General features: G+C 51.3%; 13 protein-coding genes. 10 read left to right on the forward strand and 3 right to left on the reverse strand.

Going from position 1 to position 12,595, the window contains the following annotated elements:
- Window positions 1-181: 181 nt before the first annotated feature.
- Entirely contained in the window at window positions 182-1,564 is a 1,383-nt protein-coding gene (dbpA, locus tag IO95_RS11425) for an ATP-dependent RNA helicase DbpA (RefSeq protein ID WP_023491816.1), read from the reverse strand.
- Between the two features lie 229 nt (window positions 1,565-1,793).
- On the opposite strand from dbpA, the gene purT reads away from it, so the two are divergent.
- Window positions 1,794-2,972, forward strand: a complete 1,179-nt coding sequence (purT, locus tag IO95_RS11430) for a formate-dependent phosphoribosylglycinamide formyltransferase (protein ID WP_023491817.1) — start codon at window positions 1,794-1,796, stop codon at window positions 2,970-2,972.
- Between the two features lie 92 nt (window positions 2,973-3,064).
- On the opposite strand, the gene IO95_RS11435 is transcribed toward purT, so the two are convergent.
- Complete coding sequence (locus IO95_RS11435) at window positions 3,065-3,307, reverse strand: YoaH family protein (protein ID WP_023491818.1); 243 nt, start codon at window positions 3,305-3,307, stop codon at window positions 3,065-3,067.
- A gap of 139 nt (window positions 3,308-3,446) precedes the next feature.
- On the opposite strand from IO95_RS11435, the gene pabB reads away from it, so the two are divergent.
- From pabB to mntP, 8 genes are all read left to right on the forward strand, one after another.
- Window positions 3,447-4,820, forward strand: a complete 1,374-nt coding sequence (pabB, locus tag IO95_RS11440) for an aminodeoxychorismate synthase component 1 (RefSeq protein WP_023491819.1) — start codon at window positions 3,447-3,449, stop codon at window positions 4,818-4,820.
- Window positions 4,817-5,401 carry a CoA pyrophosphatase gene (locus tag IO95_RS11445; RefSeq protein ID WP_023491821.1) on the forward strand — a complete coding sequence of 195 codons (585 nt, stop codon included), beginning with the start codon at window positions 4,817-4,819 and terminating at the stop codon, window positions 5,399-5,401. The genes pabB and IO95_RS11445 overlap by 4 nt, the downstream gene beginning before the upstream one ends.
- A 101-nt stretch (window positions 5,402-5,502) precedes the next feature.
- Entirely contained in the window at window positions 5,503-6,867 is a 1,365-nt protein-coding gene (gene sdaA / locus IO95_RS11450) for an L-serine ammonia-lyase (protein WP_023491823.1), read from the forward strand.
- 254 nt (window positions 6,868-7,121) lie between these two features.
- Window positions 7,122-8,081, forward strand: coding sequence for a PTS mannose transporter subunit IIAB (gene manX / locus IO95_RS11455; RefSeq protein WP_023491824.1), 960 nt, complete (start codon window positions 7,122-7,124; stop codon window positions 8,079-8,081).
- A gap of 54 nt (window positions 8,082-8,135) precedes the next feature.
- On the forward strand, window positions 8,136-8,933 hold the full coding sequence (locus tag IO95_RS11460) for a PTS mannose/fructose/sorbose transporter subunit IIC (protein ID WP_023491825.1): 798 nt from the start codon (window positions 8,136-8,138) through the stop codon (window positions 8,931-8,933).
- Window positions 8,934-8,948: 15 nt separating this feature from the next.
- A complete protein-coding gene (locus IO95_RS11465) occupies window positions 8,949-9,791 on the forward strand; it encodes a PTS mannose transporter subunit IID (RefSeq protein WP_023491826.1) in 843 nt (280 codons plus the stop codon).
- Between the two features lie 56 nt (window positions 9,792-9,847).
- Window positions 9,848-10,315 (forward strand): DUF986 family protein, encoded by a 468-nt coding sequence (locus IO95_RS11470; RefSeq protein WP_023491827.1) that lies wholly within the window; start codon window positions 9,848-9,850, stop codon window positions 10,313-10,315.
- Between the two features lie 330 nt (window positions 10,316-10,645).
- Window positions 10,646-11,215 (forward strand): manganese efflux pump MntP, encoded by a 570-nt coding sequence (mntP, locus tag IO95_RS11475; RefSeq protein WP_023491829.1) that lies wholly within the window; start codon window positions 10,646-10,648, stop codon window positions 11,213-11,215.
- Here the strand turns inward: mntP and rlmA are convergent.
- Complete coding sequence (gene rlmA / locus IO95_RS11480) at window positions 11,212-12,057, reverse strand: 23S rRNA (guanine(745)-N(1))-methyltransferase (protein WP_023491831.1); 846 nt, start codon at window positions 12,055-12,057, stop codon at window positions 11,212-11,214. The two genes, mntP and rlmA, sit on opposite strands and share 4 nt — an antisense overlap.
- Window positions 12,058-12,369: 312 nt before the next feature.
- Here rlmA and IO95_RS11485 point away from each other — a divergent pair.
- Window positions 12,370-12,595: transposase (locus IO95_RS11485; protein WP_152554936.1), on the forward strand; the 226-nt coding region annotated here is incomplete at its 3' end.

The following is a 12,595-nucleotide window of genomic DNA, read 5'->3' on the forward strand; positions in this document are numbered from 1 at the left end:
AATCATCCCGCATACTCTTCGCCAATCAAGCTACAGCGTTGTTGGCTGCTCTCATTCACCCTAGTCACATAGTTATCTATGCTCCTAGGGATTCATTCGATTGCCGCCTACCTGTAACTTGATTGTACTTGTATATAGCGCTTATCATGCCAACCCGGCGCCTATTTCAACAACCGCACTTTTATTTCAACAACCGCACTTTGCAGCTTTTACCTTTGATTTTCCCCTGCTGCAGTTGTTGTAACGCTTTGCGGGCACTGGCCTTGCGGATGGCCACATAAGCGTGTACCGGGAACAGGTCAATCTTGCCCACTTCTGCGGCAGTTAAACCAGCATCCCCAGTTAACGCGCCAAGAATATCACCCGGGCGGATTTTGGCTTTGCGCCCACCATCAATGCACAAGGTGACCATTTCCGCTTCAAGGGCAGCGTCAGCAGCACCCTTTAACTCAGACACCTGGCCCCAGGTGACCGCCATGGACAAAAACTCCTCCAGGGCATGCACTCGCACCATTTCCTGCGGGGTACACAGGCTAATCGCCTGGCCACTTAAGCCTGCCCGGCCGGTACGGCCAATACGGTGAACATGCACCTCGGGGTCAAATGACAGTTCGTAGTTAACCACCAGTTCCAGTTCTTTGATATCCAGACCACGGGCAGCCACATCCGTCGCTACCAATACCCGGCAACTGCGGTTGGCAAAACGCACCAACATTTGGTCTCTGTCGCGCTGCTCCAAGTCACCATGCAGTGCCAATGCATTGATATTATAGGCATCAAGCGCCTCATAGACGCTCTGGCAATCCCGTTTGGTATTGCAGAACACCACGCAAGAGGCGGGTTGATAGTGTCGGATTACCGCAACCAAGTGTGCCAGCCGTTGGTCACGGGTGGTTTCGTAAAAACGTTGCTCAATGCTGGTGAGTTCCTCGCTCTCGTCCACCACTACGTCGAATGGCGTGCGCTGCACCCGGGCACTGATTCGCTCAATACCCAACGGGTAAGTGGCAGAAAACAGCAGTGTTTGCCGTGACGCCGGGGTATAGCTGATCACTTGATCAATTTCGTCGGCAAACCCCATATCCAGCATGCGGTCCGCTTCATCCAACACCAGTACCTGCATGGCATCCAGTATCAGGGTTTTCTTGCGCAAATGCTCCTGCACCCGCCCCGGTGTACCCACCACAATATGCGGCGCGTGAACCAACGAATCCAACTGAGGCCCCAGCGGTTGTCCGCCGCACAAGGTCAATATTTTGATGTTCTGTGCAAAACGGGCCAGGCGGCGCAACTCTTTACTGACCTGGTCGGCCAACTCACGCGTCGGGCATAAGATCAGCGCCTGCGTCGCCACCAGCGGAATATTGATTTTATCCAGCACCCCAATACCAAATGCAGCCGTTTTACCGCTGCCCGTTTTGGCTTGGGCGCGCACATCCTGCCCTTGCAGGATGGCGGGCAAGGCTGCGGCCTGTACCGGCGTCATTTCGGCATACCCCAGTTCATTTAGGTTGGCTAACTGTTCGGCGGGTAATGGCAAGGAAGAAAAGGAAGCTGTGCTCACGGCAATAACTCTTATAGTCAGTGAAAAAGTGGCGCTGTGATGGTCAGCAGCGGTTCGAGTATTAATGATAACAGATTTAAGGTCATTTCCAGATTGATACCCTGGGTTATCTCTCCGTGACGGTGCAAAATCGCCAGTTATGTGCTCAGACCAGGTTTGCAATCGTTTTCGTATATACTGACGGCGCTCCAACTCTCATTAATCCCAACAGAAAACCAGGTACCAAACTATGTTAACAATTGGAACTGCCCTGTGCCCTGCGGCCACCCGTGTGATGTTGCTCGGTTCTGGCGAGTTAGGCAAAGAGGTGGCCATTGAATGCCAACGTTTAGGATTGGAAGTGATCGCGGTTGATCGTTACCCCAACGCACCCGCAATGCATGTGGCACACCGCAGTCATGTTATTAATATGCTGGATGGAGAAGCATTGAAAGCGGTGATCGAGCAAGAGCGTCCCGATTATATCGTGCCTGAAATTGAAGCTATCGCCACCAATATGCTGGTTGAACTGGAACAGCTTGGCCATCGTGTGGTGCCCTGTGCCGAGGCCACTCGCCTCACCATGAATCGTGAAGGTATCCGTCGCCTGGCGGCCGAAACCCTTAACCTGCCAACCTCCAGCTACCGTTTTGCCAGTAATGAAGAGGAATTCCAGCAGGCGGTCTCGGAAATAGGTTACCCCTGCATCGTCAAACCCGTGATGAGCTCATCCGGCAAAGGGCAAACGCTGATTCGTGATCAACAACAATTGAGTGCAGCCTGGGAGTATGCGCAACAAGGCGGCCGCGCTGGTGGTGGGCGGGTGATTGTTGAAGGGCTGGTCACTTTTGATTTCGAAATCACCTTGTTGACCATTAATGCCATTGATGGCATCTACTTCTGCGCCCCCATTGGCCACCGTCAGGAAGAGGGAGACTACCGGGAATCTTGGCAACCTCAGCAAATGTCTCCACTGGCCTTGAGTCGTGCCCAAGCCATCGCCGAGAATATCGTGCGGGCATTAGGTGGCTTTGGTCTGTTTGGCGTTGAGCTGTTTGTTTGTGGTGATGAGGTGATTTTTAGTGAGGTTTCCCCTCGCCCACATGATACCGGCATGGTCACGCTTATTTCGCAGGATCTTTCAGAGTTTGCACTGCACGTCCGTGCTTTCCTTGGCTTGCCGATTAACACCATCCGGCAGTTCGGGCCTTCGGCTTCGGCCGTAATTCTACCGGAGCTTAACAGCAATAATGTCCGTTTCACGGGTTTGAATCGCGCACTCAGCGGTTACAACCAGGTGCGATTATTCGGTAAGCCGGAAATCAACGGCACACGTCGCCTGGGGGTGGCACTGGCCACCGCACCTGAGATTGAACAAGCAATAGCCCTAGCGAAACAGGCAGCGGCGGAAATCAAAGTATTGCCATAAGTGGTGATCACTATCCCCTGCGCTTTGGTTTGAATAATGCGGGGATATTTGGGGGCGGGATGTCGCCCCCAATACCATTAAATCACGACCATTTAATCGTCGTCATGCTCCTCGCCAGTATCATCATCTTCTTCAAGATAGTCACTGACTGTTGGCTGATCCGGTTCATCATCAAACAGATGGGTAACCCGGTCATCTTTATGGGCTTCGCGGATTTCTTGCGCCACGATGGCAATGGCTTCGCCACTGCTCATACCTTGCTCCATCAGGTCATGGATTCGTTCAGCCGCTTCTTGCTGCTGTTGGTGACTTAAAGATGGCATTCCTGCGAACATCTGCTGCTCCCCAGTAAAATATAGGTATGGATTATATACCCAAGTTGAGACAAGATGCAGTCCAACAGCCATTTGCCTGAATTTAGTTCTCAACCTTAACCCATAACACCGTTTCCACTAGCCAGATAAAGTGAATACCATGAGTGTCAGCACCCCTAATCTTAAATCGTTGCCCTATCACCGCGAAGCGTTGCTAACGCTGTTTGCACCATTAGCACAACAGCCATGGGCAATGTTGCTTCACTCCGGGTTTGCCGAACACTCACATAACCGTTTTGATATTTTGGTGGCCGACCCGCGGGTGACATTAACCACGCAGGGTGCCGTGACCCAGATCCAGCAGCCAAACGGCACTATTTGCTCACCAGAAGACCCGTTTAAACTACTGCAACAGCAGCTCGATGCTCTGGGCATAACTGTCGCGGCGAATAGCGAGCTACCGTTTCAAGGTGGAGCCTTAGGGCTATTCGGTTACGATTTGGGGCGACGCATCGAAACACTGCCACAAAGGGCACAGGCGGATATCACCTTGCCAGATATGGCGGTAGGTATTTATGACTGGGCCTTAATCGCCGATCATCATCAGCAAAAATTGACGCTGCTCAGCTATGGTGATGTGGAACAGCGTTGGCAGTGGCTCAGTCAGCAGCCCGGTTACGCTGCCGAGCCGTTCTCCTTGACCGGGCGTTGGCAAGCCAATATGACGCGTCAGCAATATGGTGAAAAGTTTCGCCGCATCCAGGCTTATCTGCTGAGTGGTGATTGTTATCAGATCAATCTGACGCAACGCTTTTCCGCCCCTTATCAAGGGGATGAGTGGCAAGCTTTCTGCCAGTTAAGTGCTAGCAACCGCGCGCCCTTCTCGGCTTTTCTGCGTTTGCCGCAAAATGCAGTACTCAGCGTGTCACCGGAACGCTTTCTGTGGTTGGCCAACCAGCAAATCCAGACCCGCCCGATCAAAGGCACCCTGCCACGCCTGGCAGATGCCGCACAGGACGCAGAGCAGAAACAAAAGTTGGCTAACTCCGCCAAAGACCGGGCAGAAAACCTGATGATCGTTGATCTGCTGCGTAATGATATCGGCCGGGTAGCACAGCCCGGTACGGTACGGGTTCCTGAACTGTTCGTGGTAGAACCCTTCCCAGCGGTGCACCATCTGGTCAGTACCATCACCGCCACCTTACCGGAGAGCACTTCCGCCAGCGAGTTACTGCGCGCCTGCTTCCCGGGGGGGTCTATCACCGGTGCGCCAAAAGTGCGCGCCATGGAGATCATTGAAGAGCTGGAGCCACAGCGACGCAATGCCTATTGCGGCAGTATTGGCTATATTAGTTTCTGTGGCACCATGGACAGTAATATTACCATTCGCACACTGTTCACTGAACATGGCCGCCTATTCTGCTCTGCGGGTGGCGGTATTGTTGCTGATAGCCAAGAACAGGCGGAATATCAGGAAACCTTTGATAAAGTAGGCCGTATCTTGCCACTGCTGGGGGAGTTTACCGTTTCATGAGCTATCAGGATAATCCGCTGCCACTGGCTGATTTTATTCGCCGCTTTCAGTTACAACTGCCGGAGGAACAGGCGTCATCACGGTATCAACAGGTACGCCCCGCCGCCGTACTGATCCCGATTATTCGCCGGCCAGAACCCACGTTGTTGCTCACTCGTCGGGCTGATACTTTGCGTAAACATGCAGGCCAGGTCGCCTTCCCTGGGGGCAAAACCGATATTGACGACCACTCGCCGATTATCACCGCATTACGTGAAGCGGAAGAAGAAGTGGCTATTCCCCCGCACAAAGTACAAATACTCGGTCAGTTGGCACCGCTTGATAGTAGTACCGGTTTTCAAGTCACCCCGGTTATCGGCCTGCTACCGCCGGATATCCAATTTCACGCCAATCAAGATGAAGTCGCCACGGTGTTTGAAATACCACTCCAACAGGCGCTGATGCTTTCTCGTTATTATCCATTGGATATTCAGCGCGGAGGACACCCGCATCGGGTTTATCTCTCTTGGTATCACAGCCAATTTATCTGGGGGCTTACCGCCGCCATTATTCGCCGTCTAGCCCAACAGGTCCGCATGTAAAAGCACTGCGATCAACTTATGCGATCAACTTATGCGATCAACTTAGCCGATCGTTTTTGACCAAAATAACCATAACAACAGGCCGCTATAGGAGTTTTAACATGATTAGCATTTTCGACATGTTCAAGATCGGCATCGGTCCATCCAGTTCTCACACCGTCGGGCCAATGAAAGCCGGCAAACAGTTTGTTGACGAGCTGGTTAAGCATGGCTTGATGGCCACGGTGACACGCATCACCGTTGATGTTTATGGCTCACTTTCGTTAACGGGCAAAGGTCACCATACCGATATTGCCATTCTGCTTGGCCTGGCGGGTAACCAACCGGACACTGTCGATATTGATAGCATCCCCGGTTTTGTTCAGGACGTTAAGCAGCGCCAACGCCTGATGCTGGCCAACGGTTTGCATGAAGTGGACTTCCCGCAGGACAGTGGCATGGTGTTCCGTAGTGACAACCTGCCACTGCATGAAAACGGTCTGCAGTTCCACGCCTTTGCTGGCGACCAACTGATTTATAGCAAAACTTACTACTCCATCGGCGGTGGGTTTATTGTTGATGAAGAACACTTCGGTAAAACCGAAACTGATGAAGTTGCGGTGCCTTTCCCGTTCCATTCAGCCAGTGAGATGCTGGCCCACTGCCATGCCAGCGGCCTCTCGCTGTCCGGGATGGTGCTGCAGAACGAGTTGGCGCTACGCAGCAAGCAGGATATCGATACCTATTTCAAAACTATCTGGCAAACCATGCTCGCCTGTATTGATCGCGGGTTGAACACCGAAGGTCTGCTACCCGGCCCACTGCGCGTTCCTCGTCGCGCTGCGGCCTTGCGCCGCTTGCTGGTCTCTTCCGACAAGCTCTCTAATGACCCGATGAATGTGATCGATTGGGTCAATATGTTTGCCCTGGCGGTCAATGAAGAGAACGCCGCCGGTGGGCGGGTAGTCACCGCCCCCACCAATGGGGCTTGCGGCATAGTGCCGGCAGTGCTGGCGTATTACGATCACTTTATCGAGTCCGTCAGCCCAGATATCGCGCTGCGTTACTTTATGGCGTCAGGGGCCATCGGCACCTTGTATAAAATGAATGCCTCTATTTCGGGTGCCGAAGTGGGTTGTCAGGGTGAAGTGGGCGTCGCTTGCTCAATGGCGGCAGCCGGTTTGGCTGAACTGCTGGGGGGCAGCCCAGAGCAAGTTTGCATCGCTGCAGAAATTGGTATGGAACATAATCTGGGTTTGACCTGTGATCCCGTCGCCGGTCAGGTGCAAGTCCCGTGTATTGAGCGCAATGCAATCGCTGCTGTGAAAGCCATTAACTCTGCCCGTATGGCGCTGCGACGCACCAGTGAACCCCGTGTGTCGCTGGATAAAGTGATCGAGACAATGTATGAAACCGGCAAAGATATGAACGCCAAATACCGTGAAACCTCACGTGGGGGTTTGGCAATCAAAGTACAATGTGACTAGCCTCTCTGGATGGTAGGCGGTAGGTATATAATCCTAAAGGCTTAATCCTTCTATCAATAGCTGAGCAATGTCACATAATTTATTTTTTTCATGCCATAAAATAAATCACGTTAACGAGAGCGGGCTCTGATAGGTTTTTGAAACTACACGAAATGAGTTTTTCTACCATAATGTATCTGTAGCACAGTCGTAACGACTAGCATGATAATGTGAAAAGCGTAATTCATGCTTTAAGTTCATCAAGGAGGTAGCGAGTGGCAATAGCTATTATCATCGGCACACACGGGACTGCAGCAGAACAACTGCTAAAAACAGCAGAAATGCTATTGGGCGAGCAGCATAATACCGCCTATATAGATTTCGTTCCCGGTGAGAATGCTGAAACGTTAATTGAGAAATATAATGGGAAAATCAGCGAGCTCGATACCAGTAATGGCGTCCTGTTTCTAGTCGATACCTGGGGCGGGAGTCCGTTTAATGCCGCCAGCCGTATCGCCGTTGATAAAGAGCACTATGAAGTGATCACCGGGGTCAATATTCCGATGCTGGTGGAAACTTTTATGGCTCGGGATGATAACCCCAGCTTTGACGAGCTGGTCGCCCTGGCATTGGAAACCGGGCGTGGCGGCGTTAGAGCACTGAAAAAACCCATCGAAGAACCCAGTACCCCTGCCCCTGTACAGAAAAAAGCCCCACAACCACAGCGCCCTCTCGGCCCTGAAGACCATATGATCATTGGTTTGGCTCGTATTGACGATCGCCTGATTCACGGGCAGGTCGCCACTCGCTGGACCAAAGAAACCAATGTTAGCCGTATCATCGTCGTCAGTGATGAAGTGGCCGCTGACCATGTGCGTAAAACGCTCTTGACTCAGGTTGCCCCTCCAGGAGTGACGGCGCACGTGGTGGATGTGGAAAAAGCGATTCGCGTTTGGAACAACCCTAAATATGCCGGTGAGCGGGTGATGTTTTTATTCACCAACCCTACCGACGTGTGTCGTTTAGTGGAAGGTGGTGTCGATATCAAGTCAGTCAATATCGGTGGCATGGCATTTCGTCAAGGGAAAACTCAAGTGAATAACGCGGTTTCCATTGATGAGAAAGACATCGAGGCGTTTAAGAAATTAAACGATCGCGGTATCGAACTGGAAGTCCGTAAAGTGTCCTCGGACAGCCAGTTGAAAATGATGGACCTGATTAACAAACTCAATTAATGGCGCTTGTCGTTAATTATTTACTCAGAGCTCTTTGGTTATAGGAGAAGTGCAATGGAGATTACTACTCTTCAGATTGTGCTGGTGTTTCTTGTGGCATGTATTGCCGGGATGGAGTCTATCCTGGATGAGTTTCAGTTCCACCGTCCATTGGTGGCCTGTACGCTGATCGGTCTGGTTCTTGGTGATATGAAAACCGGGATCATCATTGGTGGTACGCTGGAGATGATCGCCCTGGGCTGGATGAATATCGGTGCTGCAGTGGCACCCGATGCTGCCTTGGCTTCGATTATTTCGACTATTCTGGTTATTGCCGGTGGTCAAAATATCGGTGCCGGTATCGCTTTGGCCATCCCATTGGCAGCAGCAGGCCAGGTGTTGACCATCATCGTTCGTACCATCACCGTGGCTTTCCAACACGCCGCCGACGGTGCAGCAGAACGTGGTAGCCTGCGGGCCATCACTTGGCTGCATATCTCTGCCCTGTTTATGCAAGCCATGCGTATTGCGATTCCGGCAGTGATTGTTGCACTCACTGTTGGCACTGACGTTGTTCAAGCCCTGCTTGACTCTATCCCAGAAGTGGTTACCGGCGGCCTGAATATTGCCGGTGGTATGATCGTGGTAGTCGGTTACGCGATGGTCATCAACATGATGCGTGCCGGTTATCTGATGCCATTCTTCTACTTGGGCTTCGTTACCGCTGCCTTTACTGACTTTAACCTGGTCGCACTGGGTGTGATTGGCGTGGTGATGGCCGTACTCTATATCCAGCTCAGCCCGAAATACAACAAGTCTCAGGCTGTCCAAGCGGGTCCCGCCAATAACGACCTCGATAACGAACTGGACTAGGAATAGGTGAAAGAAATGGTTGATTCAACAGCTCAAAAGAAACTGACGCCTGCTGATATTCGTGGCGTATTTATCCGCTCGAACCTATTCCAGGGTTCATGGAACTTCGAGCGTATGCAAGCCTTGGGATTCTGCTTCTCTATGGTGCCGGTGATCCGCCGGCTATACCCAGAAAACAACGATGAGCGTAAGCAAGCCATCAAACGCCATCTGGAGTTTTTTAACACCCAACCGTTCGTTGCCGCGCCAGTTCTCGGTGTGACGATGGCAATGGAAGAAGAGCGTGCTAACGGTGCTCCTATTGATGATGCCGCCATCAACGGTATCAAAGTAGGCTTGATGGGCCCACTGGCCGGTGTGGGTGACCCTATTTTCTGGGGTACGGCACGGCCGGTTTTTGCCGCTCTCGGTGCGGGTATTGCCATGAGTGGCAGCCTGCTCGGCCCGTTACTGTTCTTCGTTTTATTTAACCTGGTTCGCCTGATGGTGCGTTATTACGGTGTGGCTTATGGCTACCGTAAAGGTATCGATATCGTTAGTGATATGGGTGGTGGTTTCCTGCAAAAATTGACGGAAGGGGCGTCCATCCTCGGCCTGTTTGTTATGGGAGCACTGGTTAATAAGTGGACGCATGTGAATATCCCGTTGGTGGTGTCAAAAATCACCGACCAAACCGGGCAGACTAACATCACCACAGTACAAACCATCCTTGATCAACTGATGCCTGGCCTGGTACCGCTACTGTTAACCTTTGGCTGTATGTGGCTGCTACGCAAGAAGGTTAATGCGTTGTGGATCATTATGGGCTTCTTCGCAATCGGTATCTTCGGTTACTGGATTGGTTTGTTAGGTCTTTAATCACCATGATTGACAACCGGGGTTAACCCCCGGTTTTTTTATTTATGGAGTCTGAGATGTCACTGACTGATGGCGTACTACTGTTGTTCATTATTCTGATGTTGTTGTATGCCCTGTATGACGAATTCGGTATGAATCTGCTGAAAGGCAAAACATTGCTAAAAATAGCATTAAAACGCCGTAACCGTCTGGACTGTGTGATATTTGTCGGTTTGCTGGCGATTCTGCTCTACCGCAACATTGTCACCGAGGGGACGCAGGTGACCACCTATCTGTTAATCTCCCTGGCATTGATTGCCATCTATATCTCTTTTATTCGCTGGCCGAAGCTGCTGTTTAAACCGCAAGGGTTCTTCTATGCCAACGCATTTATCGATTATCAGCGTATCAAAGCGATGAACCTGTCGGAGGATGGTGTTTTAGTCATCGATCTCGAACAACGACGGTTACTGATACAGGTCATCCAATTAGATGACTTGGAAAAGATATACCATTTCTTTATTGATAATCAGTTAGAAAGTTAAAACAGCACGGTTATTGATGTTTGATTAACCAAAGTATCGTTATGGTTACTGTTCGAACATTTCGTGGTTAATATCAGCTGATTACCAGCAATTACTGCGGCTGAATCAAGTTGGCGGTGGTAAAAAGAGTATGGTAAAGTAGCGCGCTTATTGGGGAGTAGCCGGTTTCTGGCTGTTTATAGCGAGAAACGCCCGTATCAACATGCTCGTTTCGTTTGAAACGTGGTGCGGGCAGCCGAAAGGTTGGCAAGACCATAAACACGTAACACCATCGGTAGGTTGGGGGATGGCTTACGTGTCTATGGCGCTACCCAACCGAGACTTTTCCGCATGAACCTTTCTGCAACGCTTATTTTGGCTTTTGGCATGTCTATGGACGCATTTGCGGCGTCGATCGGCAAAGGTGCCGCACTACATAAACCTCGTTTCCGTGAAGCCCTCCGTACCGGTCTGATCTTTGGCGTTATTGAAGCCATTACCCCCCTTATTGGTTGGGGCTTCGGTCTATTTGCCAGCCAATATATTATGGAATGGGACCACTGGGTCGCTTTTGGTCTGCTGTTAATCCTGGGTATTCGCATGATCGTGGAAGGGTCGAAAAGCCAGCTAGAACAGGAGCACAAGGTCAAGCGCCACGGCTTCTGGTTGTTGGTTGTCACCGCTATCGCCACCAGTCTGGATGCGATGGCGGTGGGCGTCGGGCTGGCATTCCTGCAAGTCAACATTATCCATACCGCCATGGCAATCGGTTGTGCCACCCTGATTATGGCCACCCTGGGGATGATGATTGGTCGTTATATTGGCCCACTGCTAGGTAAACGGGCAGAAATCCTTGGCGGGATTGTGCTGATTGGTATCGGAACCCATATACTGCTGGATCACATGGGCTTTCTCTCTTAATCCACCGTTTCTGGCTGCGGATTGCTCTCAGTTCGGCGGTGCAGGCAAATAGCAAAATCCGTCTCACAATGGAATGCCGCCGAATCCGCCAGGCTACGCTGTACATCGGGGGCTGCACGCCAGGCAAAGGGGGTCATCTGTAGTAAATTAGCTGCCTGAGCCCCCGGCAATACCATCGGAAAGCGTAATGCTTCAGCCAATTCACAGCTAAAACCCGGCAGTTGCTCCCGATGTTCGGCGTGTAACTTGATATCTTGATAGACCATCCCTTTCAACTGATAGAGATGCCGCGGCCCAGGTGATACCGTTACCACTACGCCACCCGGCTTGACGACACGTGCCAGTTCTGAGGCTTTACACGGAGCATAGATCCGTAATACCGCATCAAGAGAGTGATCGGCAAACGGCAAACGATGGCTGGAGGCTACACAAAACGCGACGGCAGGATAGCGTTTTGCCGCCGAGCGAATAGCCACTTTGGCTACATCCAGCCCATACACCTTCACCCTACCCTGTTGAGTTAGCCGCTCCGCTACTGCGGAGGTGTAATAACCTTCACCACAGCCAATATCCAGCAACGCCTGGGCCTCGTTAGGCAGGGCTGTCGCTAATAGTTCTGCCACACGTTGCTGCAAAGGCTGATAATAGCCAGCATCAAGAAATGCGCGGCGTGCCTGCATCATCTCGGCACTGTCACCAGGTTGTTTAGAACGCTTGTGCTGTACCGGCATTAAATTGACATAGCCCTCTTTGGCACAATCGAATTGATGATTATGTTCACAGCGCCACTGTTGATTGGCATAAGCAAGCGGTTGATGGCAGAGAGGACACTGATAAGACATGGTTTTATCTCAGATTGATACAGCGTGGCTGGCATGACAATGATGCCCTGCGCAATGACGCGCCTAGTCTAAAGAAGGCGATTGCGCGATGCAAGGCAGGATGCCGACAACAGCTAGCCAAAGCGCGTAAAAGATGGCTACACTAGCGGTTATTCTCCGCTCAGATAATAGATTTTATGACCGATTACTCACCGCTTATTATGGCTATTCCTGGCGTCACTTGCTGCGGCCCCAAGAAACACCAGACAGTAGATGTATCTTAAAATAAGAGATAGGCTTAAACATATGTCTAATACTGGTTCTAATTTTGAGATGACTGGAATACTGTTGGGACAGGAGCGCCGTAAACGTAAGACTCCGCAGGAAAAGATCGCCATTATTCAACAGGCTATGGAGCCAGGTATGACCCTGTCTCATGTGGCTCGTCTGCATAGTATTCAGCCCAGCCTGTTGTTCAAGTGGAAGAAACAATATATTGAAGGCAGCCTTACCGCTGTTGCCGCCGGCGAGGAAGTGGTTCCGGCATCTGAGCTGGCTA

Source organism: Serratia sp. DD3, assembly GCF_000496755.2.